Consider the following 24972-nt stretch of genomic DNA (forward strand, 5'->3'; position numbering starts at 1 on the left):
CCTCCTCACCATGAGCGGGCCAGACCCAGCCGGTGGCGCATCCGCCACGCACCGGCCCCGTAGCCGGCGAAGGCCAGGGCCGCCGCCGTGGTCACGGCCGCCGGGCCGGTTCCGGCCGTCGCCGCGACTATTTGCGGGAGTACGCCGAAACAGGTGACCGCCAGGCCGGCTGCGGCTACCGTTCCGGGCCCGAACGGGTGAATGCCCAGCGCATTCCCGACCTGGACGAGCGGCGCGATGTTGTTGACCAGCACCGCGGCGGCCAGCCCGATCGCGGCACCCACCGCGCCGAACGGGGGGATCAGCGCGAGGTCGAGCACGACCATGACGGCGAGGGCGGCGGTGACGTTGCCGAGGTTCCAGCGGGTGCGCCCGGCCATCGACAGCACCATGTCGACCATGCCGCAGCCGGTGGCGACGAGCATCGCGCTGGCGAGCACGACGACCACCGGGCCGCCGGACTGGTACTCGTCGCCGAAGAGGCCGAGGTAGACCGGCGCGTACGTGATGACCATCAGGTAGAGCGGCCAGGTGACCAGCACCAGCCAGCCGGTCGCGATCTGGTAGAGGTGGTTCGCGGTGAGCCGGTCCCCGGTGGCGAGTGCCTCGGCCAGCCTGGGCTGCACGCTCTGCGAGATGCCCTGGTTGGCGAGCTGGCCGAGCACGACGAAGCGGCCGGCGACCGCGTACACGGCGGCCGCGGCGAGCCCGCCGAGCGCGGCGACCAGCAGCACGTCGACCCGCTGGAGGGCGAGCTGGGCGACGCTGGCGACCGAGCGCGGCCCGGTGTACCGCCAGAACTGCGCCCGCAGCGCCAGGTACATCTTGTGGCCCGGCCGCCGGGCCGGCGTGGGCATGGAGAGGTAGGCGCGGCGCAGCGCGTACCCGGCGAGGAGCGCGACCGGCAGGTACGGCCCGACCCAGGCGGCCGCGTACGGCCCGGGGGTCGAGACGGCGGCGACGGCCAGCGCGCCGATGGTCAGCACCTGCAGGGCCGGGCGGGCCAGCCGTTCCAGCATGAGGGTCGGGCGGAGCTGGCGGTACCCGCGGGTGCCGGCCAGCGCGGCGTCGGAGAACGCGGCCAGCGGCAGGAAGAGCGCGAGGGAGTCCAGCGGTGCCGGCGCGACGAACCACAGCAGCGCGGCCAGGGCGACCGAGGCGGCGGCGACCGGGATCAGCGCGATCCGCAGGCAGGCGCCGAGCAGGTGGGTCCGCTCCTGCGTGCGCAGCCGCGCCACCCAGTACACCAGCCCGGTCTGGGTGCCGAGCCGCACCACGGCGCCGGCCAGCACGAAGCCGGCGGTGGCGGCGAAGAACGTCCCGGCCGAGGCGGCGCCGAGGGCCCGGGCGACCAGCAGGGTGACCACGACGCCGGCGGCCCCGCTGAACCCGGCGGCGGCGATCCCGGCGAGCCCGCGCCGGGCCATCCCCTCGACCGGGCGCTGGGGTCTGGGCGGGGCGAGCGTGGTCATCGGCGCCAGCCCGGGGCGCGGCCCAGCCAGGTGGCGAGCGCGGCGTCGTACGGCTCGTAGTATGCGGCGAGCTCGCGGCGGAGCCCCGGGTCCATGCCGGACGGGCGGGGGCGCGCGTTGTGCCGGGCGAACGGCGGGTCGCCCAGGTGCGGCAGCCCGAGGAAGTCGAGGACCTCGCCGTACACGGTGGACGGTTCGGTGAAGAACCGCTCGCTCTCCACCACGTGGATCCGCCCCCGGTCGATGTGGGCGGCCATCCGCGCCAGGTACGTGGCGTACTCGCCGCGGCCCCGGTACGCGTGGTGCTGGTGGGCGAAGCTGTACGCGCGCGGGTCGCCGCGGAGCCGCTCCTCGGCGCCGTGGAGCCGGGCCGGTTCCAGCGCCAGCGCCTCGGCGAACGACGTCTCCGGCTCGAAGCCGCGGGCGACCTCGTGCGCGTGCTGGGAGTACGCCCGCTCGACCGGGTCGCGGACCAGCGCGATCAGCCGCACGTCCGGCAGGTCGCGGGCGATCCGGGGGGCCGCCTGCGGGTGGTAGAGGTAGTACGGGCTGGACTCGAACGCCTGCGCCGGCACCCCGAAGCGCTGCTCGACCTTGACGGCCGTACGGTGCAGCGGGAAGTGGCCGCGATACCACGCGGTCCCGCGGTGGTACGAGGTGTCGAAGTAGTGCACGCCCTTGTGCAGCACCGCCTTGAGCACGACCGGGTGAGCGGCGAGCGCCCGGTAGAGCGAGGTCGTGCCGCAGCGCTGGCCGCCGCAGATGAGGAACGACGGCAGCATCCGCGCCGGCGCGGTGATCCGGCCGTACGACCGCGATCCGAAGTGGACGACGCGCTTGACCGGGGCGGGTACCCGTTCCCGCGCGGTCACGAGAGCCCCTCCACCCGGCGGACGAGCACCGGCAGCAGCCAGGTGCCGAGCACGCCCAGCCGGGCGCCGGCCTCGGCCTGGCGGTCGGCGAGGTAGCGGGCGGCGAGGTCGACCAGGTAGAGCAGGGCGGTCAGCCGGGCCGCGGCGCCGGTCACGCCGAACGGTTCGAGCAGCGCCGGCGCCGCCGCCAGCGTGGCCTCCACCGCCGCCTCGGCGTCCGATGTGGACTGGATCCGGCGCTGCAGCTCGTAGTGCACCGCGTCGAAGCCGAGCGGCACCCCCATGGTGAACCGCTCCCAGTCCCAGATCAGCAGCGTGCCGGCGAGCGATGCCATGTTCCACGGCGCCCAGTCGCCGTGCCACGCGCCGTACCGCAGGTCGACGTCCCCACCCCGCTCGACCAGCGACCGGGCGGCGGCGCCCAGCGCGGCGCCCTCCGGCCGGTCGGCGACCTCGTCCAGCCGTTCCCGCAGCTCGTTCCAGTACGGGCTGGTGGCCAGCCAGCTCCGGGACGTGCCGCAGCAGCCGGCGACCGCGCGCATGGCGGCGGCGAGCCGGTCCGGCGGGAGCGGCGCCCGCGGCAGCCACACCGGCAGCGCCGACTGGACCAGCACCTGGTGCCCCCGCCACTCGCCGGCGTTCAGCACCCGGGGCACGGTCACGTCGGGCAGGCCCACGTGGGAGAGGGCGGTGAGCGCGGTCGTCTCGGCCCGGACCAGGCGGCGGGTCAGCGGTCCGGTGCCGAGCTTGGCGAAGCCGAGCGTCTCCCCGTCCGGCGCGATCAGCTGGAGCACCGGCTTGCGGTTGGCCCGCGCCGGTCCGATGTGGACGCTGACGGCCAGGTCGGCGCCGAGCGCGTCGCGCAGGTAGCCGTCGATCGTGTCACCGGCCGGCCCGCAGACGCGTACCCGATGCCGGAGCAGGACCCCGGCGGCGCCCGGCGTGCGGAGGACCGCGACCACCGCGTCCCGCTTGAGGCGGGCGATCCGCGACTGCGGCTCGGCGTAGCGGCGGACGGCCGCGGCCGCGACCCGGCGGGAGCGGGTGGGTACCAGCAGCCGCGGCCGCCGGGAGTCCGGCACGACGATGTACTCGGCGACGATCGGCGCCTTGCCGGACCGGTTTTCTGGAGCGGGCCCTCGGGGAGCGCTCGCGCGAGCCGATGACCCGCGCGGGAGCGAGGTCGTGCAGGGCTCGGGATAGAGCAGCCGCAGCACCTCGTCCAGGTACTGGGCGCGCAGGGCCGCGTCACCCGCGGTCAGCCGCGCGGGTGCCGTTCTAACGGGACTCACACTCGTTCCTCCACAAGAGGGCATATGCCAGGAACATGAATGCGAGGGGTGTGACCAGCGTGTTGTACCAGAGCATCGCCGCGAAGCCGCCGAAGATCGCGCAGCTCGCGGCGATGCCGACCGGGCTGCGGTCGCGGCGGAAGCGCCACAGCCCGTACGTGAAGAAGCCCAGGTAGCTGGCGGTGCCGACCAGGCCGTGGGCGAAGAGGAGCTGCCAGAGCTGGCCGTTGCCGCCGACGGTGAAGTTGCCGCAGCGCTCGCAGGCCGCGCTCTCGCCCACGGTGATCGAGTTGCGCCCGCCCATCGTGGTCCGCGTCGACCCGAACCCGACCACCGGCGACTCGGCCATCCCGGTGACCGCCCGCTCCATCAGGAACGAGCGGACGCCGTTGGACTTGCCGTCGTCCAGCCGAGCGCCGACGACACCGCCCAGCGGGGTGAGCGCGAGCGCGGCGGCCAGCGCGGCCGCGGCGACCGCCAGCCCGCCGATCGCCCAGACCCGGCCGGCGGCGGCGAGGCGGACGGCCACGTACACCGCGGCGACGCCGAGGCCGATCCAGAGGCCGCGGTTGAGGGAGTGCACCACCGGTACGACCGAGACCGCGAGGCAGGCCAGCGCGAGCATCCTGGTGCGGGGCTGGGCCGGGTAGCCCCACGCCCAGGCGACGAACCAGACCACGAGCAGGCAGAAGTTGTTGCCCCAGGTGTTGGTGTACCCCCAGGGCGCGGCGGGCCGCGGGTGCGAGTCGCGGACCACGTCCATGATCTGCGCCGCGTACGGGTGCACCAGCGACTGCACGAAGCCCTTGTTGCGTACGTGCGAGGGGAGCAGCAGCTCGACCGGCGAGGTGAACTCGAAGTGGCCGGCGAAGACGCCGAGCAGCCCGCCGGCCACGGTGATCGCGAAGAGCCAGGCGAGGAGGCGGACCAGCCGGCGGCGGGAGAGTTCGGCCTCGCCGAGGTTGCCGGCGTAGACCAGCAGCACGGTCAGCGCGGCGTACTGGATCACCCGGTACGCCGCGCCGACGATCCGGCTGCCGGCGTGCTCGTCGACCGCGCCGGCGGGTTCGGCGCCGAGTACGGCCACCCCGATCAGGACCGTGGCGAGGAACACCGCCCAGAGCGCGAAGCCGGGCGGGAGGCGTACCGGACGGCCGGAGACGTGCGCCCGGAGCAGCAGGACGGCCATGGGTACCGCGACGAGCGGGAAGATCAGTACGCCGAGGCCGAGCGCCCACCACAGTGGATAGAGCAGCAGCACCCCGGCCAGCGGCCAGGCGGGCAGCGCCTTGCGGGTGGGGGCGTGCGGCACCGCCGGGGCCGCCAGCAACGCGGTCATCTGCGCGGGCCCAGCCCCGGAGGTAGCCGGATCACGGCGGTGGACGCGTCCAGGTCGACCTCGGACAGGCCGGCGGAGCTGAGGTCCGCCCGTCCCTTGGGCGTGGTGGCTTCCTTGGCCGGTGCGGCTTCCTTCGCCGGGGTGGCCTCTCCGGTCGGGGCGCCTTCCCTGGCCGGTACGACCTCCTTGGCGGGGATGGCCTCCTTGACCGGGACGACCTCCTTGACCGGTGCGGCTTCCTTGGCCGGGACGGCCTCTCCGGTCAGGTCGGCCGGGAGTTCGAGGACGGCGGTGGGAGCCGCCGACAGGGCCCGCTGCGGGGCCGGGTCGGGGTCGGGCGCTGGTGGGACGCCGGCGATCCGGGGCACCACGACCGCACCCAGCAGCGGCGTACCGACCCGGCGCAGCTGCTCGGCCGCGTCGCTCACGTCCGGCCGCCGGGTGCGGCGCAGCTCGACCGCGATGATGGCGGCATCGGCGAGGCTGGCGAGGCTCTGCGCGTCGGCGCTGCTGGACGTGGCGGGCGCCTCGATCACCACGTACCCGGGGCGGGCACTGAGCAGGTCCAGCGCGTCGCGCAACCCTTGCGACTGCATCAGCCCCGCGGCGCTGGCGGTACCGCCGTTGGTGATCACCCGCAGCGACGGGATCCGCGGCGCGTGCTGTACGGCCCTGGCGAGCCCCACCCGGCCGGCGAGCACGTCCGACAGGCCCGGCGTGGGCGCGACGCCGAAGATCGAGGCGAGCGGCGCGGCGTCCGCGACGCTGTCCGGCAGGTGGGCGCCGACCAGGACCACGTCGCTGCCGGTACGGGCGAGCGCCGCGGCGAGGTTGGCCGCGACAAGCGTGGAGGCGACGCCCCGGCTGGCCCCGGCCACCACGACCACCTTGTCGTCCGGGCCGAGGCTGGCGACCACTTCGTTGCGCAGCCGGTTGAACGTCCGGCCGCCCTCGCCGTGCGCCGGCAGCACTCCGTCGAGCCGGGCCTCCTCGCCCCGCGCGAGCTCGGCCAGCACGGGTACCCGGGTGCGCCGGGTGACGTCGGCCGCGGCCCGTACCACGCGGTCGAGGCGCTCGCGCAGCAGCGCCGCGCCGAGGCCGAGCAGCAGGCCGACCATGGCGCCGGTGGCGAGGTTGAGCATCGGGTCCGGCTTGATCGGCGCTTCGGGCAGCCGGGCGTCGCTGATGATCTTTCCGCCGGTCACCGTGGCGGTGGTCAGGTCGTTCAGCTTGCCGCTGAGGCTGTTGAGCTGGTTTTGCATGGTGGCCCGCTGGCTCTCCAGGTTGGGGCGGAGCGGGCTGCTGCTGGAGAGGTCGGCGAGGCGCCCGTTCACCTGGGTGAGTGACCGGCTGAGCTGCTTGACCTTGGTGTTGAGGGCGGTGATCTGCGCGTTCAGCTCGGCCTTCGCGCTCTCCTCGCGGTTGCGCAGGTAGGCCTCGGCGAACGCGTGCGAGCCGGCCTGCGCCGACTGCGGGTCGCCGGCGGTGAACGTGACGACGAGGACGGCGGTGTTCGCCGGCACCTCGACCGCGACCTGGTGAACCAGCTCGTCCGGTGCGGCGCGGAGCAGCTCGGCGGCGCCCACGGCCACGGCGGTGGAGCGGACGAGCTGGGCCTCGGTGTCCAGGTTGATGTCGCCCTTGGTCCGCCCGCCGACCACGTTCGTGTCCTGGCCGGCCGGCTGCACCAGTACCGAGGTGGCCGACTTGTACACCTTCGGCTGGACGTGCGTGACGAGGACCGCGCCGCCGACGCCGGCCAGCACGAGGGTGAGCACCACCCACCAGTGCCGCCGGAGCATGCCGAGGTAGTCGGAGACGTCGGTGGAGGAGTCCATGGGCGGGGCGGGACCTTTCGGCAGTTTGGGGTCTCAAGGCTCAACGGCCGGCCGCCCTGGTTTGTAACTGGCGGGCCCGTTCCGCCATATCTGAATAAAACCCATGAAACGGGCTAAAGCCATATAGCGTATCGGTAGGTGTAAGCCGCCACGGCGGCACCACCCCACACACCTGCCACGCGGCACGGGAGGTCCTTTCCCATGGCCAAAGCACACGTATCAGGCGTCACCGGGATCGCGGTTGGCGCCGTAACCATCGCGGTAATGGCTGGCAACGCCGGGAGCCCCCTGGGGCGAGCACCCGACAGGTGGATTGCCGCCAGCGAGGACACGTACATGACCACGAGCGACCCGCACCGCGGCGGGGGTACCGGCACCGAGCTCGTGGCCGGCGGCATCGGCGGCGGTGCCGCGGTGACCTACCTGAAGTTCACCGTCGAGGATCTGCGCGGGGGCAAGGCGCCGACCCGGGCCGAGGTGCGGCTGAGCCGGCGCTCGGGAAAGCTGCCCAGCCGCATCGAGCTGACCCAGGTGCCCGCGACCGGCTGGCTGGAGCGCACGCTCGACGCCACCTCCGCGCCCCCGCTCGGCGTGGTCGTCGCGAGCGCCACCCCACGGCCGTACGACGACAGAGTGAGCTTCGACGTGAGCCGGGTGATCCAGCGCCCGGGCACGTACGCGTTCGCGGTGACCGTGCCGGCCGGCGACGGCCACGCGACCTTCTGGGCCAAGGACGGCGAGCGGTCGAAGGACGAGCGGGCCCGGCCCTCGCTGTGGCTCTCCTGGATCGGCAAGCCCACGCCGTGGTGGACCGTACCCTCTCCGGTGCTGCCGTCGCTGCCCGGCGGCGTACCGTGGCCGCCAGCCTGGCCGCCCGGGACCACCTCGCCATCGCCGACGGTCTCGCCTTCGCCCACTCCCACGGTCTCGCCCTCCCCGACGACGTCGCTTTCGCCCACGACGTCGCCTTCTCCGACGACGTCCCCTTCGCCCACGACGTCCCCTTCGCCCACGACGTCGCCTTCACCCACGACGTCGCCGTCACCGACGGATTCGCCTTCGCCCACGGCGTCGCCGTCACCCACGACCACGCCGCCGGACCCGGACCCGGTCTGTGCCACCGACCAGAAGCTGGTGCCGAGCTGCGGGGTGCTGTGGGGTGTGGCGCCCGGCGCGCACACGGACACGCCGCGCATCGAGGCGCTCGCCGACTTCGAGCGGAAGACCGCGCGCCGGCAGGCGATCTACCACGGGTACCACCGGGGCACGGACAACTTCCCGACCGCGGACGAGGTCGAGATCGCCCGTGACCGGGTGCTCTTTCTCAACTGGAAGCCGCTGGGCGCCACCTGGGCCGAGATCGCGAAGGGCGACCCGGACACGGAGGCGTACCTGGACAAGCTCGCCAACCGGTTGAAGAGCCGGCTCACCGAGCCGTTCTTCTTCACGATCCACCACGAGCCGGAGAACGACGTCGACCCGCGCGCTGGCTCCGGCCGGACCGCGACCGACTACGCGGCGATGGTGCGGCGGGTGGTCGGCGGGCTCCGCGAGCGGGGAGTGTCCAATCTGGTCTCGGTGATGAACTACATGGCGTACGTGCCGTGGAACACCCAGCCCTGGTTCGAGGATCTCTACCCGGGCGACGACGTGATCGACTGGATCGCCTGGGACGCCTACGCGTACAGCGAACCCGGCAAGTACGGCTTCGGCGACTTCGCCGAGATGATCAACCGCCGGTCGAGCAGCAAGCCGTCCTGGCCCGGGTTCTACAACTGGGCCGCCGAGCGGTTCCCCGACAAGCCGCTGATGCTCGGCGAGTGGGGTGTCTGGCACCACGACAGCAACCCGGGGCACCGGGCCGAGTTCTACCGCTCGGTCGGCCGGCAGATGCCGCTCTTTCCCCGGGTCAAGGCGCTGGTGTACTTCGACACCCCGGGCGACCAGCGCGACCGTGACTCCCGAGTGGACCGTACGCCGGACGGGCTGGCCGCCTACACGGCGCTCGGACAGGAGCCGACCTTCCAGGTGCTGGTCAGGCCGGCTGGAGACGCGGCTCCACCCACCCCGTCTCGGTGAGGTGGTGCAGCACCGCCTGCACCGCCTCCTCGATCGGCATCTCGCTGGTGTCGAGGACCAGGTCGGCGTCGGTGGGCACCTCGTACGGATCGTCGATCCCGGTCATCCCGGTGAGCTGACCGGCGCGGGCCTTCGCGTACAGGCCCTTGCGGTCGCGCTGCTCGCAGACGGCGAGCGGGGTCGAGACGTACACGAGGATGAAGCCGGCACCCGCCTCCAGGGCCATCGCGCGCGCGATGGCCCTGGCCTTCGCGTACGGCGCGATCGGGCAGCACAGCGCCATCCCGCGGTGGCGGGCCACTTCGGCGGCGACCCAGCCGATGCGGCGCACGTTGGTGTCGCGGTCTGCTTTGCCGAAGCCGAGCCCCTTGGTCAGCTCGCGCCGCACCACGTCGCCGTCGAGGAGGGTGACCGTGCGGTCGCCGCTCTCCCGCAGCGCGTCGGAGACGCCCCGGGCGATGGTCGACTTGCCCGAGCCGGAGAGGCCGGTGAAGAAGACGACCAGCCCGCGGTGGCGGCGCGGCGGCCGGGCCCGGGACAGCTCCTTGGCGACCGCCGGCGGGGTGTGCCACTCCGGCAGCGGGAAGCCGCGGTCGAGCAGGTCTTCGATCTCCTCCGGGCGCAGCGCCAGCCGGCGGTTGCGCGGGGGGATGTCGTCGCGCCAGCGCCACTGGCCGTCGCGGTTGTCGTAGGCGAGCTCGCGCGGCACCAGCACACGCGGGCCGCCGCCGGAGAGCATCTCGCCGGTGGAGAGCAGGTGGGTCACCCCGTACGCCGCGGCGACCCGGGCGCGCAGCAGCGCGTCGCGGATCTCGTCGCCGCGCCGGGCCAGCGGCACCGCGACCAGCGTGGCCGGGGGCATCCGGTCGCGGGCGGCGAACACGGCCCGGACCAGCACCTCGGGGGGCAGCCCGTCGGGGCCCTGGTCGGCGACCGGGATGAGGATCAGCAGGTGGGCCGCGAGGGTGCGGGCGGCGTGCGCGATCTGCGCCAACTGTGGACGGTGCAGCGGCCGGTCGGCGATCACACCGAGGACACGGCCGGGCGGCAGCAGCGACTTGACCTCTTCGGGCGTGCGGCGCAGCCGCTGGAACGGGCCGTGCCCGCCGTCGCCCAGCCGCCGCACGGCACCGCCCACGCCGTAGCGCCCGTCGCGGGTCGGCCAGGCGTCGGTCACGTCGACGGCGGCCACCGGTGCGCCCTCGAAGTCGGTCAGCACGAGCGCCCGCTGGAGCGGGTTTTCCAGGTCGAGGTCGGAGACCAGCTCGCCGGGGACCTCCAAGGTCACCGGCACCGGCCACGGCGTGCCGTCGGCGAGGCGCCCGCGCCGGGTCAGGCCGGCCAGGTCGGACCGGCCGAGGAAGCCGCCGAGCGGCGTGTAGGCCCCGGAGAGGAGCAGCTCGAGGTCGGCCAGCTCAAACGAGCGCGGCGTATAGGCCGGCGCGTCGCGCAGCACCTCGTCGGGCATCACCCACCCGTTGCTCATCCCACCCCCAACGGCGAACCGGCTCACAGTTTCTCAGCCGCCCGCTCATCGGTCGAGAGTGCCACGGCTCCCCGGTGTCTGCTACCGGTCGCAGAGAAGATACCGGTAGAGGGGTTCGGCCCTGGTGCCCGTGCCCACTGTTACCACCGATCGGTCAGTATGACGACCATACGGTGTAGCAAAATGACCGGATGGCCCCCGGGTGCCACGTCTACATCCCGGGACATAGGCCCGTCGGGTGAGACCCTGAGAGCAGGTCCAGGGTTACGCCTGATACCTCCCGACACGCTCGGTTACCTACGCTGACCGCGTGACCCTCATAGCGACCGAATCGCTCACCAAGACCTATGGAGGCCGGGTGACGGCGCTGTCTGACCTGACGGTCAGCGTCGATCCCGGCATCGTCGGGCTGGTCGGAGCCAACGGCGCGGGCAAGTCCACGTTGATCAAAATCCTCTTGGGCCTGCTCGCCCCTACCAGTGGTCGGGTGCGCGTGCTCGACCTCGATCCCACCGTCGACGCGGCCGCCGTGCGGGCCCGGGTCGGCTACATGCCGGAGCACGAGTCGCTCTCGCCGGACCTCTCCGCCGCCGAGTTCGTCACCCACCTGGGGCGGATGAGTGGCCTGCCGCGTACGGCGGCCCGCGAGCGCGCCTCCGAGGCGCTCCGCCACGTCGGCCTGTACGAGGAGCGCTACCGCCAGATCGGTGGCTACTCGACCGGCATGAAGCAGCGGGTGAAGCTCGCCCAGGCGCTCGTGCACGACCCCGACCTGCTGCTGCTGGACGAGCCGACCAACGGCCTCGACCCGGCCGGCCGGGACGCCATGCTCGCGCTGATCCACCGGATCGGCACCGAGTTCGGCATCTCGGTGGTGGTCTGCTCGCACCTGCTCGGCGAGGTGGAGCGGATCTGCGACTCGCTGATCGCCATCGACGGCGGGCGGCTGCTGCGCTCGGACAACATCTCCGCGATGACCACCACCACCGACGTACTGGCGGTGGAGGTGAGCGAGGGCATCGACGAGCTCGCCGCCCGGCTCGACCTGCTCGGCCTCAGCGTGCGGCGGGACGGCCGGCTGCTGCTCGTACCGCTGGAGGACGACGCCACGTACGACCGCATCCTGAGCGCGGTGGCCGAGCTCGACCTGCCGCTGCACCGCCTCGACCAGCGGCGCCACCGCGTCGCCGAGCTCTTCGCGACCCGGGAGGTGACCCATGTCTGAGGCCGCGGGTGTCATCCACGACATCGGCTACCAGCGCTACGCCGGGCCACGGCTCGGCCGCGGGTACGTGTTCACCTCGCTGTACGTGCACAGCCTGCGGACCGCGTTCGGCCTGGGCCGCAGCGCGAAGGCCAAGATCTTCCCCTGGTTCGTGCTCGGCGTGGTCTTCCTGACCGGCGTCATCCTCGCCGCGGTGCGCACCCAGGTCCCGGACGCGGGCGTCACCTACACCGCGTTCGTCGACATGATGGCCTGGCTCGTGGTCTTCTTCGTGGCCGTCGTCGCGCCCGAGCTCGTCTCCCGCGACCTCCGGGCCGGCGTACTGCCGCTCTACTTCTCCCGGCCTTTGCGCCGCAGTGACTACCCGTACGCCAAGCTGGCCGCCCTCGCCACCGCGGTCTGGCTGCTGCTCGGCGCGCCGCAGATCGTGATGTTCCTGATCGCCGCGTTCTCGGTCGACAACATGAGCCAGTTCTGGACCGAGGTCGGCGACGTCGGGCCCGGGCTGTTCTACGCGGCGCTCTGGGCCGCCGTCTTCGCCGGGATCGGCCTGCTGATCGCGTCGCTGACCGGCAAGCGGGCGTTCGCGGCCGGCGGGATCGTCGCGGTGTTCCTGATGACCACGCCGGTCGTCGGGGTGCTCTCGGTCATGCCGTCGCAGACCATGAACGAGCTGGCGTTGCTCTTCAGCCCCTCCAGCCTCGTCTTCGGCGTCGGCGTCTGGCTCTTCGGCTCCCCGGACGGAAATGACAACATCGGCCCGTTCGGCCCCCTCTACCTGGCGGTGACGATCGGCCTCGTGGCCGGCTGCGTCGCCCTCCTGCAGGCCCGCTACCGGAAGGTCGCTTCGTCATGAGTGAGCGCAGCGAACGAATCATTAGACGCGGCGTTTTGGGAGCCCCGTGGCCGCCCGCAGCGAAGCGAGGACGGTCATGAGTGATGTTTCGCTTTTGGGCGTCTCGCGCTGGTACGGCAACGTGGTGGCCGTCAACGACGTCACGATGACGCTCCGTCCCGGGGTGACCGGCCTGCTCGGCCCGAACGGTGCCGGCAAGACCACCGTCCTGCACATGATGGCCGGCTTCCTCGCCCCGTCGCGCGGCACGGTCACCATCGACGGCGAACCGACCTGGCGCAACCCGGCCGTCTACAAGCGACTCGGCCTGGTCAGCGAGCGGGAGGCGGTGCACGACTTCCTGACCGCGCGCGAGTTCCTGCAGGTCAGCGCCCGCCTGCACCGCCTGCCCGACCCGGAGGCGGCCGCCCAGCGGGCCCTGGAGCTGGTCGAGATGACCGGCGCCCAGGACCGCCGCATCGGCACGTACTCCAAGGGCATGCGCCAGCGCACCCGCGTCGCCGGCGCCCTCGTGCACGACCCGCAGGTGCTGCTGCTGGACGAGCCGTTCAACGGCATGGACCCGCGCCAGCGGCTGCACATGATGGAGCTGCTGCACCGGCTCGGCACGGCCGGCCGCACGATCCTCTTCAGCTCGCACATCCTCGAAGAGGTCGAGCAGGTCTCCGGCACCGTGCAGGTGATCGTCGCCGGTCGGCTCGCCGCCTCCGGTGACTACCGCGCGATCCGCCGCCTCATGTCCAACCGCCCGCACGTCTTCGCCATCCACTCGACGGACGACCGCCGGCTCGCCGTCGCCCTGATGGGGCAGGGGTCGGTGACCGGTGTGGAGATCGACCGCGCCGGCCTGACCGTCCGCGCCGGCGACTACGGCAGCTTCACCCGCGCACTACCCAAGATCGCGCTCGCCGAGGGCATCCGCGTACGGCAGTTGCTCCCCTCGGACGAGAGTCTGGAGAGCGTCTTCTCTTACCTGGTGGAGGCATAGGTGGTACCCCAGACGATCGCATGGATCACCGCCCGCGGACTCTTCGGCCGCCGCCGGTTCCTCCTGCTCATCCCGCTGCCACTGCTGGTGGTCGGCCTGGCCGTCCTGAGCCGCGGCTTCGGGGTGGCCCCGGAAAACTGGGCCCAGCCCGTCCTCGTCGGACTCGGGCTCGCCGTGGTGCTCCCGGTCATCGCCCTGATCGTGGGGACGGGCGTGCTCGGCTCGGAGATCGACGACGGCACGATCGTGCACATCCTCACCAAGCCGCTGCCGAGGTGGCAGATCGTGCTCCCCAAGCTGGTCGTGGCCACCGCGGTCACCACGGTGACGGTCTCCATCTCGCTCTACGTGGCCGGGGTGCTGGCCCACTCGGTCCGCCTCGGCCTGGGGCTGGCGCTGGCCGGGCTGGTGGGCTCCCTCGTGTACTCGGCGCTGTTTCTGGCGATGAGCCTGCTCACCCGCCGCCCGGTCCTGCTCGGCCTGGTGTACGTGCTGGTGTGGGAGGGCCTGCTGGGCAATTTCGTCTCCGGTACGCGGGTGCTCTCCGTCCAGCAGTACGTGCTGACGATCGCCGACAAGATCGCCCCGACGGGGTTGCTCCAGTCGAAGGTCTCCCTGCCGGTAGCCATCATCATGTCCGCCATCTTCGCGGTCGGCTTCACGGTGCTGGCAATCGACCGACTCCGATCCTTCTCGGTCGCGGGCGAGACCTCGTAGGAGCGCCCCGCTGTCTGCGTGACCTGGCCGGCCCTCGCTCGTACGAGCGAGGGCTTGCCTATGTGGACGCTGTCAGCCGGTGTTGCGCATGCCGGCCGCGATGCCGTTGACGGTCGTCAGCAGCGCCCGCTCCAGCGCCGTGCCGTCTCCCGGCGCCCGCCGGGCCCCCGGAGCCGTCGCCACCGCCCGGGCCGCCGCGCCGGAGTCGCGGTACTGCCGGAGCAGGGCCACCTGCAAGTGGTGCAACGGCTCCAGGTAGGTGTCGCGCACGGCGAGGGTCCGCTCCAGCACCGGCTGCCGGTCGAGCGGCTCCGACTCGCCGGTGATGGCGAGCACCTCGCGGACCGTCAGCGCGTACTCCGCTTCGATCCTCGCGAAGATGGTGTGCAGCTCCTCCGGGACGAGCGTTTCCACGTAGCGGCGGGCGATCTTCAGGTCGGTCTTGTAGAGCATCATCTCCACGTTGGACAGGAACGTCCGGAAGAACTGCCAGTTGCCGTGCATCTCGGCCAGCACCTCGGCGAGCCCGGCCTCCCGGGCGGCGGCCAGGCCGGTGCCCACGCCGTACCAGCCGGGGACGATCTGGCGCGACTGGGTCCAGCCGAACACCCACGGGATGGCGCGCAGCCCACTCAGGCCGGCGCCGGTGTTGGGGCGCTTGGCCGGGCGGGAGCCGATGTTGAGCGCGCCCAGCAGCTCGGTGGGGGTGGAGGCCCAGAAGTACGCCGGCAGGTCCGGGTTTTCGACCAGCTCGCGGTATGCCTTGTAGGCCGCCGCCGAGGTCGTGTCCATCGCGGCGTCCCAGCGGTTCAGGGCATCGGTGGAGACGCGCGAGGTGGTGTGCAGCAGCGTCGCCTGGAGGACGGCGGCGACGGTGAGCTCCAGGTTTTCCCGGGCGAGCGCCGGGATCGTGTACTTGTCGGAGATGACCTCGCCCTGCTCGGTGACCTTGATGGCGCCGTCGAGGGTGTTGTAGGGCTGGGCCAGGATGGCCTCGTGCGTGGGGCCGCCGCCCCGGCCGACGGTGCCGCCTCGGCCGTGGAAGAGCCGCAGCCGTACCCCGTGGCGGGCGGCGACGTCGCGGAGGGCGCGCTGGGCCCGGTGGATGGACCACTGTGAGGTGGTGATGCCGGCTTCCTTGTTGGAGTCGGAGTAGCCGAGCATGACCTCCTGCACGTCGCCGCGGGCCGCGACCAGCGCCCGGTATGCCGGCAGCGCCAGCATCTCGTCGAGCAGCTCGCCACCCGCGTCGAGCTCGGCGGGCGTCTCGAGCAGCGGCACGAAGCCGATGCGGGCCCGGTGGCTGTGCACGTCGATCAGGCCGGCCTCGCGGGCCAGCACCGCCGCGGCCAGCACGTCGTCGACGCCGAGGGTCATCGAGATGATGTACGACTCGATGACCTCCGGGCCGAACCGCTGCTGTGCCTCCCGGATGGTCGTGAAGACCTCGAACGTCCGCCGCGCCGACTCGGTCAGCGGAGTGTCCAGCGTGGACAGCGGGCGGCGGCCGGTGAGCTCGTCGGAGAGGAGCTTGGTGCGCTCGGCGCGGGAGAGGGTGTTGTAGTCGGCGACCTCGCCGATCCGCGCGTACATCTGGGCGAGCACCGCGTGGTGCGCCTCGGCGTGCTCGCGGACGTCCATCGTGGCCAGGTGGAGGCCGAACGCGGCCACCGTGCGGATCACCGAGGCGAGCCGCCCCACGGCGGTGAGCTGGCCGGAGTTGCGGGCGAGCGAGGCGCGCAGCAGTTCGAGGTCGGCGAGGAGCTCGTCGGAGCCGCGGTAGTCGCGCCCCGGCACGTGCGCCGTGCCCTGGCCCAGCCGGCGCCGCGTGTTGGCCAGCTTTGCCTTGACGCAGCGAGCCTTGAGCCGGTACGGCTCCTCCGCGTTGGTACGCCGGAAGCGCTGCGGCACCTCGGGCAGCGCGTCGAGATCCTTGGCCAGGCTGGCGGAGAGGTCGAGGGAGACGCCGCGCAGCCGGCGTGACACCGAGACCTCGTTGATCAGCGCGTCCATGGCCGCCTCGGTGGCCTGGATGCCGTGCTCGTGCTGGATCATGAGAACGTCGCGGGTGACCCGCGGTGTCACGAACGGGTTGCCGTCGCGGTCGCCGCCGATCCACGTGCCGAAGGTGAGCGGCCGCGCCGTCGGCGCCGTCTCCACGCCCAGCGTGCGGAGCGTGTCGGCGAGGTCGTCGAGCACCTGGGGCGCCGCCTCGGCGTAGATGTCACGCAGGTAGTAGACGGCGTTGCGGGCCTCGTCGGTCGGGTCGGGGCGGTCGAGGCGCAACTCGTCGGTCTGCCACAGCAGGTCGATCAGCTCGGCCAGGCGGCGCTCGGTCTGCGGGGACTCGGTCGCCCCGTACAGGATCGCGGCGGCCGACTCGGCGTCGAGCTCGTCGGCGACGGCGCGGAGCTTGGAGAGGATCGAGCGGCGGGCCGCCTCGGTGGGGTGCGCGGTGAACACCGGCCGCACCGCCAACCGCCGCGCGGCGGCCGCGATCTCGTCGGTCGGTACGCCCCGCTCGGCGATCAGCTTGGCCGCCTGGTCCAGCCACCCGCCCTGGGTGGCCCGCTGGCGCCGCAGGTCGCGGGCGCGGTGCACCTGCTCGGTGATGTTGGCCAGGTGGAAGTAGGTGGAGAAGGCGCGGGCCAGCTGGGTGCCCGTCGTGATGTCCATCGTGCCCAGCCGGGTGGCCGCCCGCTCGGCGTCCGTGCGGACCAGCGCACGGATCTCCTCGACCAGGTCGAGCAGCGGCGGCCCTTCCTGGCGCGCGAGGGTCTGGCCGAGAAGCGTGCCGAGGCGGCGGATGTCGGCGCGCAGCGCCACATTGGGGTCGTCGACGCCAGGACGGGACTCGGCCTGCTCGGTCACCGTGCGCTCCTTACGTGAGTACGAAGGACGGCGCTGTCCGACAACAGGATGTTACCGACGCCACGTTGCCGCCTGCTCAAACTGGTGAGTCATGTCTCAGAGTCCGAGCAGCCCGGGCTCGGCGCACGCGCACACAGCAGGTCAGCCTCAGCCCTTCGAGGGGACGTGGCTCGCGGCGGTGCGGATCATGGCGAGCACGTCGGCACCCGTCAAACAATGGCAAGATCGCAAAACAGCAGGGCGTATCGATTGCCTGTGGTGGAGCGAATTTCTGACGGCATTTGTGCTGAATCGATAGGTGGCCCGTGTGTCTGTAGGATCCACTCCGGTCCGCGCTGGAGTCGGCGTAAGGAAATTCGCAAGCAGTGATCTAGGAAATGACTGGCCGTGGTGAAAGGGATGGAGTGGCAGTAGTCAAGCCCAACCCGTGCTTTCTGGACGCTCAGATATCGTGTGGTGCGCCCGGTGGTCGACGGCGTTGACGTAACCAGAGGGGAGATCGGCTATACGAGTGGGACTCTCTGCACGGCCACATTGAGGTATACAACAAACAGGGCAGGCATCTTGGTGTACTTGACGCTGTAACTGGTGCTATGGTTGGGCCGCCAGTAAAGGGAAGGAGGATCGATGTCTAGCCATAGGACATTCGTGGACGCCTGTCTCGCCGGTGAGGCGCTGTTGTCGGAGATCGACAGCTTCGTAGAAGCGTGGCACGAGGATGACTCGGTCACGTGCGAGCTTCCCGAATATCTCGGCATGTCCTCCGACGATTACCGGCTTTGGGTCGAGCGCCCGGAGTCTTTGAGGTTTATTCTCGCCGCGCACAAGAATCGAACGCCCGTCACCGAACTCCTGGTCAAGCGGGCAGGCCTCAGGGCCGCCGCGAGGGGCGAGGAGAAAGGCGAGGCGGTGCAGGTCCTCAGGTGGTTGATCGAGACTGGCAGAGTGGATGAAAGATACGCCTGAGAGGCGATTGGCAAATCGAATAGTCGAGCTGCACGACATCGGGCCGCCAGTCGATATTGCGAGGCTTGCCGAAGACTACGCGGATCTGGCCATGGTTGACTGGCCCTACAATTGCGACGGACTTACCGTTGGGTTGACGAGTGGATCGCGACCGCAGATCTTCATCAAGTCGTCCAGCAACAAGCCACGCGAACGCTTCACGGTAGGTCATGAACTCGGGCATGTCCTTCTCCCGTGGCACATAGAGGAATTGCATGTAATCCCGAGTTGAGCGATGGGACGACTTTTCATGGCGGGCTTCGCGAAAAAGAGGCGTCCACGTTCGCGTCCCACGTCTTGGTACCTGACCGATTCTTGTTGCCCATGTGCTCGGGAGATGTGGATGTGCCTGCTGTGATCAAGGCCATGGAGACGGCTGACATCTCCGCCGCCGCCAGCCTGATCGCGCTGGTCAGAGCACTTCGGCCCGGGTTCGCCTTTGTGCTTGAGCGTGATCGCATCTTCACGTCGTGGGGCACCAACCTGCCGACCGCACAATACGACCACTCGCGAGACAATCGGGCATGGGTGGTGGCCGCAAACCGTCACGGCAGAGTCCGTCTTCGTGGTAAGCCTCTGCGTTGGTTCGTACGAACTCCTTCAGGAGCCGGACTTCGAACTCTTTCTGCACAGGCGGGCCATCAGCCACGGGACCCAGTAGGGAGCCTCCGCCGCCTTGGCCTTGCCGTTCGAGCGCGGGACGACGCCTCCGGTCGCCGGCTCGGCACCCCGGCGGGCCGCCCGCGACAACGCGAACCGCGCCTGCGGGAGAGCTAGGCTTGGGGTGTCACCCCCCGTCCGGTTCGGGCGCGGGGCCTTCGTGCGTGCCCGTAACGGGGAGGTCCTCCCATGAAGCTCGCCGGTCTGCTGCCCGCCGCTCTCGGCGACCCGGCGCTGGCCCGCGTCCGCGATCGGGCTCGTGGCGCCGGGGCCGATGGGCTCGACCTCACCGCGCCCGCTGCCCTTCGGCCGTTCGTCGTGGCGGCGGTCGCGGCGGACGAGGCCGGTGGTGGGGCGCGCAAGCCGGTCCTCGCCGTCACCGCGACCAGCCGTGAGGCGGACGACCTGGCGTTCGCGTTGGGCAGCCTGATCCCGGCGGACGAGGTGGCGGTCTTCCACTCCTGGGAGACGCTGCCCCACGAGCGGCTGTCACCACGTTCGGACACGGTCGGGCGGCGGCTGGCGGTGTTGCGGCGGCTGGCGCATCCGGTGGGAAGCCCGCTGCGGGTGGTCGTCGCCCCGGTGCGGTCGGTCCTGCAGCCGATGCTCAAAGGGCTGGGCGACCTGGAGCCGGTCGAGCTGCGGCCCGGGGGTGAGGCCGAACTGGAGGACGTGGTGCGGCGGCTCACCGACATGGCGTACGCGCGGGTGGACCTGGTGACCAAGCGCGGTGAGTTCGCGGTCCGCGGTGGGATCCTCGACATCTTCCCGCCGACCGACGAGCATCCGTCGCGGGTGGAGTTCTGGGGCGACGAGGTCGAGGAGATCCGCACGTTCGCGGTCGCCGACCAGCGCACGATTGCGGCGGAAGAGGATCCGTCGCGTCGGAGCGAAGCGACGCCGCGGGTATTACAGGCACCTCCGTGCCGCGAGCTGCTGCTCACCCCACGGGTCCGGGAGAGGGCAGCCGAGCTGGCCCTGAAGCACCCGGAGCTGGAGGAGATCCTCGAAAAGCTGGCCGAGGGGATCCCGGTCGAGGGCATGGAGTCGCTCGCGCCGGCCCTGCTCGACGGTACCGACAGCATGGAGCTGCTGGTCGACGTGATGCCGGCGGATACCCACGTGCTGCTCTGCGACCCGGAGCGGATCCGCACCCGGGCGCACGACCTGGTCCGTACCTCGGCTGAGTTTTTGGAGGCCAGCTGGGCCGCGGCCGCCGTCGGCGGCCAAGCCCCCGTCGACCTCGGCGCCGCCGCTTTCCGGACGTTGGCCGACGTACGCGCGGAGGCCGCCACCCGGGGGTTGCCCTGGTGGAGCGTCTCGCCGTTCGGGCTGTCGGAGGCCGCTGCCCCCGAGGAGGCGGCGCCCTGGGAGGACCCGCTCCCCGAGGTGACGGTGACCCCGGACGCCGGCGACGCGATCACGGTTGCCGCCCAGGCGGTGCCGCTCTACCACGGCGAGACCGCGCGGGTGGTCGACGACCTCAAGCGGTGGTCCGGCGACGGCTGGGCGGTGGCGCTGGTCTTCGAGGGGCACGGGCCGGCGCAGCGGGCGGTCGAGGTGCTGCACGACGCCGGGGTCGGCGCCACGATGGTCGAGTCGATCGACGCGCCGCCCACGTCCGGGCAGCTGCTGGTGAGCTGCGGGGCGCTCAACCACGGCTTCCTCGACGAGGTCTCCCGGCTCGCGGTGATCACCGGCAACGACATCACCGGCGGCCGCGGCGCCTCGACCCGCGACATGCGCAAGATGCCGAGCCGGCGGCGTAACACGATCGACCCGCTGGAGCTGCGGGCCGGTGACTTCGTGGTGCACGAGCAGCACGGCATCGGCAAGTACGTCGAGCTGGTGCAGCGCACCGTCAACGGCGCCTCCCGGGAGTACCTGGTCATCGAGTACGCGCCGAGCAAGCGCGGCCAGCCCGGCGACCGCCTCTTCGTCCCGACCGACCAGCTCGACCAGCTCTCCCGGTACGTGGGTGGGGAGAATCCGGCGCTGCACAAGATGGGCGGCGCGGAGTGGCAGAAGGCGAAGGCGCGCGCCCGCAAGGCGGTCCGCGAGATCGCCGCCCAGCTCATCCAGCTCTACGCCGCCCGCAAGGCGTCCAAGGGGCACGCGTTCGGGCCGGACACGCCGTGGCAGCGGGAGCTGGAGGACGCGTTCCCGTACACCGAGACGCCCGACCAGCTCGCCGCCATCGAGGAGGTCAAGCACGACATGGAGCAGCCGATCCCGATGGACCGGCTGATCTGCGGCGACGTGGGCTACGGCAAGACCGAGATCGCGGTACGCGCGGCGTTCAAGGCGGTGCAGGACGGTAAGCAGGTGGCCGTGCTCGTGCCCACCACGCTCCTCGCCCAGCAGCACTTCAACACGTTCACCGAGCGGATGGGGCAGTTTCCGCTGGAGATCCGGCAGCTGTCCCGCTTCCAGACGCCGCGCGAGGCCGAGCAGACGCTGACCAAAGCGGCGGAGGGCAGCGCCGACATCGTGATCGGCACGCACCGGCTGCTGCAGACCTCCACCCGGTTCAAAAACCTCGGCATGGTGATCGTCGACGAGGAGCAGCGCTTCGGCGTGGAGCACAAGGAGTACCTGAAGCAGCTCCGCACCGCCGTCGACGTGCTCACGATGTCGGCCACCCCGATCCCGCGCACGCTGGAGATGGCGATCACCGGCATCCGGGAGATGTCGACGATCGCCACACCGCCGGAGGAGCGGCACCCGGTGCTCACGTTCGTGGGGGCGTACGACGACAAGCAGGTCGCCGCCGCCATCCACCGCGAGCTGCTCCGCGACGGCCAGGTCTTCTACCTGCACAACCGGGTCGAGTCGATCGACCGGGCGGCGCGCCGGATCCGCGAGCTGGTGCCCGAGGCGCGGGTCGCGGTGGCGCACGGCCAGATGGGCGAAGACGCCCTGGAGAAGGTGATGGTCGGCTTCTGGGAAAAGGAGTACGACGTTCTGGTCTGCACCACGATCGTCGAGTCGGGCATCGACATCCCGAACGCCAACACGCTGATCGTGGAGCGGGCCGACCTGCTCGGCCTCGCCCAGCTGCACCAGATCCGGGGCCGGGTGGGGCGCGGCCGCGAGCGGGCGTACGCGTACTTCCTCTACCCCCGCGACAAACCGCTCACCGAGCACGCGCACGAGCGGCTCGCCACGATCGCGCAGCACACCGAGCTCGGCGCCGGCATGTACGTGGCGATGAAGGACCTGGAGATCCGCGGCGCCGGCAACCTGCTCGGCGGCGAGCAGTCCGGGCACATCGAGGGCGTCGGCTTCGACCTGTACGTGCGGATGGTCGGCGAGGCGGTGCAGCAGTTCAAGGGGGAGCGGCCGGCCGAGGAAGAGGCCGACGTCAAGATCGACCTGCCGGTCGACGCGCACCTGCCGCACGACTACATCGGGGTCGAGCGGCTGCGCCTGGAGATGTACCGCAAGCTGGCCTCCGCCCGCACCCCGGCCGAGCTGGACGAGGCGGTCGTGGAGATGCGCGACCGGTACGGCGAGCCACCCGCGGCCGTGGCCAACCTCGTGGCCGTGGCCCGCTTCCGGATCACCGCCCGCTCGTACGGCCTCACCGACGTCTCCGTGCAGGGCAAGCACGTGCGCTTCGCCCCGCTGGCGCTGCCCGACTCCAAGCAGCTGCGGCTCAAGCGCTACCACCCGGACGCGGTGTACAAGCACGCGACCGAGCAGGTGAGCGTGCCCCGGCCGGCGACGAGGCGGGTCGGCGGCGAGCTGCTGCGCGACCAGGCGTTGCTGGAGTGGTGCGCGCAGTTGCTCAAGGACGTGCTCGGCGACCCCGTACCGGCTGCCGCGCGCCCGTGATCGAAGCGGGGCCCCCGGGGAAACGTGGAGCGCAGCGGAGCGTTTCTTGGGGTGCGTTCCTGCGGCCTTACCCTGCGCGGACCGCGATCTCACCCCGCCCCCTGCGGGGAGCTCTGGAGCTGCCCCGTCTGTGCTCCCCCTGGGTTGGGCTTGTGGCGCGGAGCCGCAGCGGAGGCCGGGTGTCTCGGCGAGCGCCAAGCTCGCCGCCGGCCGTAGCGGTGCCCGCGGGAAAGCACCCCAGGAAAACGCTCCGCTGCGCTCCATGTTTCCCCCGGAGACCCCGCGCATCCGGTCCACGGCTGAGGCTGAACCCCTTGCGAGACCGAGCCGGACACGCGAAACCGGGGGTGCGGGGTGATCGCGGTATTTCGGTGCCCCTCTGGGGGCACTTATGTACCACGATCTGATTCCACGATCCGATGTCGATCATCGGTCAGGCATCGGCGTTCCGGTGCGCCATGTCCCCACAGCAAGCTCTATGGAGCGACTTGACAGGGAGCTTCGATCACCGCGCCCCCACGCGGACCCCGCCGGACCTGGCACAGCGACGCGTGAGAGAGTGTCGGCCATGAACCGTGGTCGCCGGCTGGCATCCATCCTCGTCGTCGCCTCGCTGGGCCTGGGCAGCCTCGCCGGCTGCCAGACCGAGACCGGTAAGGCCGCGTTCGTGGGCGACACGACGATCAGCGAGGACCGGGTCTCCGAGGTGTTCGACGACGCGGTGGCGAAGACGCCCAAGCAGGAGCCCGCTCCAGAGGCGTCCGCGTCGCCGGCGCCCGCCGCCGAGCTGCCGGTCACCCGCCAGGAGGTCGTCGACCTGCTGGTGAGCCTTGAGCTGGCCCGGCGGGTGGTCAAGGAAAAGAACATGCCGCCGGCCAAGGAGCCCACCGAGCCGGCCGAGATCGCCCAGGCGCTGGCCGTGGCGGGCGACAGTGAGTACGTGAAGCTGTGGGCCGAGTGGCTCGACCTGCAGACGGTGATCACCGAAAACACGCCCCGCGCCCAGCTCACCGACGCGGGGATCATGAAGGTGTACGACGCGCTGGCCAAGACCGGCGCGATCCAGGCCGGCCTACCGGTGGAGCAGGTGCGGGAGCAGTTCGGGGCGGCGATCTTCGCCGAGGCCGCGATCCTCGTGTCGACCTCGCTCGGTGCCGAGGCGGAGGCGACCGACACCAAGGTCAACCCGAAGTACGACCCGGTCAGCGCCCCGATGGCGGTCGGCACGCAGCAGGGTCCGGTCTTCTACAACCTGCCGTACATCACCTCTGACCTGGTGACCGACGTCTCTCTATGACCGCCCGGCTGGTTCTGCTCGTCACCTCGCCCCGCCTGCCGGCCGGCCTGCTGACGGCGGAGGCCTGGGACCTCGTACGCGCGCACCCGGTGCTCGCCGCCGCGGAGAGTGAGCTTGCCTCGGCGGTACGGCACGCGGGTGGCTCGGTCACGATCGTCAGCGGCACCGACGCGCTGCTGGCGGCGGCCGGCCCGGACGGTACCGCGGTGTGGCTGGCCGGCCCGACCGGCGACGAGGCGTTCGCCCGCGAGCTCGGCCTGCGGCTGACCCGCGAGCCGGGGCGGGCCGAGCTGGAGCTGATGTACGGCTCCTGGGACCCACCCGGCGCCCGCCTGCTCGACGCGGTCACCGTGATGGACCGGCTGATGTCGCCGGGTGGCGACCCGTGGAAGCGGCAGCAGACCCACGCGACGCTCGCGCAGTTCCTGCTGGAGGAGTGCTACGAGGCGTACGACGCGATCGAGGCCGGCGACCTCCACGCGCTCCGCGAGGAGCTTGGCGACGTACTGCTCCAGGTCGTGCTGCACGCCCGGATCGCTGAGGAGCTGCCCGAAGACGAGCGGTGGTCGGTCGACGACGTCGCCGGTGACCTGGTGGCCAAGCTGATCCGGCGCAACCCGCACGTCTTCGCCGGCGCCGCGGTGGCCGACGTCGACGAGATCGTGGCGAACTGGGAGCAGATCAAGCGGGCCGAAAAGTCTCGCGAGTCCGCCATCGACGGCATCGCGCTCGCCCAGCCGGCCCTCTCGCTGGCCACGAAGATCATGCAGCGGGCCGAGCGGGCCGGGCTGGACGTGCCGCTGCCTCAGGCCGGGGACGATCTCGGCGCGGCGCTGCTCGCCACCGTCGCCGACGCGCGCTCGCGCGGGCTGGACGCCGAGGCGGCACTCCGGCGGGCGGCACTCTCGTACGCCGAGTCGGTGCGCGCGGCCGAGTCCGGTTCGCGCCGCCCGCCAGAGACGGGCTGAGCGCCCAGCGCCGCCTCGGCACCCGCTGGCGAGGCGCCCGCCGCCTCGGCACCTGTCGCCTCGGCGTCCGCTGGCTCGGCGCCTGCCGGTGAGGCGTCCGCTGGCTCGGCGCCTGCCGGTGAGGCACCCGTCGGTGAGGCGCCTGCCGGCGAGGGCGGCTGAGTGACCGG

The 24972-nt window shown here is 71.8% G+C and carries 17 protein-coding genes and 1 pseudogene; 11 read left to right on the top strand and 7 right to left on the bottom strand.

The features are described from left to right. Positions 1-5 precede the first annotated feature (5 nt). Genes RB614_RS29535 through RB614_RS29555 form a run of 5 tightly spaced genes read right to left on the bottom strand, consistent with a single transcriptional unit; the run spans position 6 to position 6813 of the window. Complete coding sequence (locus RB614_RS29535; protein WP_308715951.1) at positions 6-1472, bottom strand: lipopolysaccharide biosynthesis protein; 1467 nt, start codon at positions 1470-1472, stop codon at positions 6-8. Continuing rightward, positions 1469-2344, bottom strand: coding sequence for a sulfotransferase (locus RB614_RS29540; RefSeq protein ID WP_308715952.1), 876 nt, complete (start codon positions 2342-2344; stop codon positions 1469-1471). Before RB614_RS29540 ends, RB614_RS29535 begins: the two co-directional genes overlap by 4 nt. Continuing rightward, positions 2341-3636 (bottom strand): hypothetical protein, encoded by a 1296-nt coding sequence (locus RB614_RS29545; protein ID WP_308715953.1) that lies wholly within the window; start codon positions 3634-3636, stop codon positions 2341-2343. Before RB614_RS29545 ends, RB614_RS29540 begins: the two co-directional genes overlap by 4 nt. Beyond that, positions 3623-4975 (bottom strand): hypothetical protein, encoded by a 1353-nt coding sequence (locus tag RB614_RS29550; protein ID WP_308715954.1) that lies wholly within the window; start codon positions 4973-4975, stop codon positions 3623-3625. The genes RB614_RS29545 and RB614_RS29550 overlap by 14 nt, the downstream gene beginning before the upstream one ends. Continuing rightward, positions 4972-6813 carry a Wzz/FepE/Etk N-terminal domain-containing protein gene (locus RB614_RS29555; RefSeq protein ID WP_308715955.1) on the bottom strand — a complete coding sequence of 614 codons (1842 nt, stop codon included), beginning with the start codon at positions 6811-6813 and terminating at the stop codon, positions 4972-4974. Before RB614_RS29555 ends, RB614_RS29550 begins: the two co-directional genes overlap by 4 nt. Positions 6814-7077: 264 nt before the next feature. Between RB614_RS29555 and RB614_RS29560 the strand changes: the two genes are divergently transcribed. Further along, entirely contained in the window at positions 7078-8892 is a 1815-nt protein-coding gene (locus tag RB614_RS29560; protein WP_428983131.1) for a CBM96 family carbohydrate-binding protein, read from the top strand. Here the strand turns inward: RB614_RS29560 and cysC are convergent. Further along, positions 8849-10378 (bottom strand): adenylyl-sulfate kinase, encoded by a 1530-nt coding sequence (cysC, locus tag RB614_RS29565; RefSeq protein WP_308715957.1) that lies wholly within the window; start codon positions 10376-10378, stop codon positions 8849-8851. The two genes, RB614_RS29560 and cysC, sit on opposite strands and share 44 nt — an antisense overlap. A gap of 310 nt (positions 10379-10688) precedes the next feature. On the opposite strand from cysC, the gene RB614_RS29570 reads away from it, so the two are divergent. The 4 genes from RB614_RS29570 to RB614_RS29585 all read left to right on the top strand — a co-directional run bounded on the left by RB614_RS29570 (position 10689) and on the right by RB614_RS29585 (position 14164). Beyond that, a complete protein-coding gene (locus tag RB614_RS29570) occupies positions 10689-11603 on the top strand; it encodes an ABC transporter ATP-binding protein (protein ID WP_308715958.1) in 915 nt (304 codons plus the stop codon). Beyond that, the gene (locus RB614_RS29575) at positions 11596-12459 is read left to right on the top strand and encodes an ABC transporter permease (RefSeq protein WP_308715959.1); all 864 of its coding nucleotides are present in this window, start codon (positions 11596-11598) and stop codon (positions 12457-12459) included. Before RB614_RS29570 ends, RB614_RS29575 begins: the two co-directional genes overlap by 8 nt. A gap of 76 nt (positions 12460-12535) precedes the next feature. After that, positions 12536-13447: an ABC transporter ATP-binding protein gene (locus RB614_RS29580; RefSeq protein ID WP_308715960.1), complete on the top strand. Its 912-nt coding sequence runs from the start codon at positions 12536-12538 to the stop codon at positions 13445-13447. Further along, entirely contained in the window at positions 13448-14164 is a 717-nt protein-coding gene (locus RB614_RS29585) for an ABC transporter permease subunit (protein WP_308715961.1), read from the top strand. It begins immediately after the preceding gene. A 72-nt stretch (positions 14165-14236) separates the two neighbouring features. Here the strand turns inward: RB614_RS29585 and ppc are convergent, their stop codons facing one another. Then, positions 14237-17035: a phosphoenolpyruvate carboxylase gene (ppc, locus tag RB614_RS29590; protein ID WP_308715962.1), complete on the bottom strand. Its 2799-nt coding sequence runs from the start codon at positions 17033-17035 to the stop codon at positions 14237-14239. 506 nt (positions 17036-17541) lie between these two features. Here ppc and RB614_RS44375 point away from each other — a divergent pair. The 6 genes and pseudogenes from RB614_RS44375 to RB614_RS29610 all read left to right on the top strand — a co-directional run. After that, positions 17542-17670 (top strand): annotated as a pseudogene (locus RB614_RS44375) (colicin E3/pyocin S6 family cytotoxin); the annotation flags it as partial. Beyond that, a complete protein-coding gene (locus RB614_RS29595; RefSeq protein WP_308715963.1) occupies positions 17663-18001 on the top strand; it encodes a hypothetical protein in 339 nt (112 codons plus the stop codon). The pseudogene RB614_RS44375 and the gene RB614_RS29595, both read left to right, overlap by 8 nt. A 91-nt stretch (positions 18002-18092) precedes the next feature. After that, a complete protein-coding gene (locus RB614_RS44380; RefSeq protein WP_428983137.1) occupies positions 18093-18272 on the top strand; it encodes an ImmA/IrrE family metallo-endopeptidase in 180 nt (59 codons plus the stop codon). Between the two features lie 617 nt (positions 18273-18889). Next, entirely contained in the window at positions 18890-22537 is a 3648-nt protein-coding gene (gene mfd, locus RB614_RS29600; RefSeq protein ID WP_308715964.1) for a transcription-repair coupling factor, read from the top strand. A gap of 568 nt (positions 22538-23105) precedes the next feature. Next, the gene (locus tag RB614_RS29605) at positions 23106-23834 is read left to right on the top strand and encodes a hypothetical protein (RefSeq protein WP_308715965.1); all 729 of its coding nucleotides are present in this window, start codon (positions 23106-23108) and stop codon (positions 23832-23834) included. Further along, complete coding sequence (locus tag RB614_RS29610; RefSeq protein WP_308715966.1) at positions 23831-24802, top strand: nucleoside triphosphate pyrophosphohydrolase; 972 nt, start codon at positions 23831-23833, stop codon at positions 24800-24802. The genes RB614_RS29605 and RB614_RS29610 overlap by 4 nt, the downstream gene beginning before the upstream one ends. The last annotated feature ends 170 nt before the right edge of the window (positions 24803-24972 follow it).

Source organism: Phytohabitans maris, assembly GCF_031085175.1.
In the GTDB taxonomy this organism is placed as follows: domain Bacteria; phylum Actinomycetota; class Actinomycetes; order Mycobacteriales; family Micromonosporaceae; genus Phytohabitans; species Phytohabitans maris.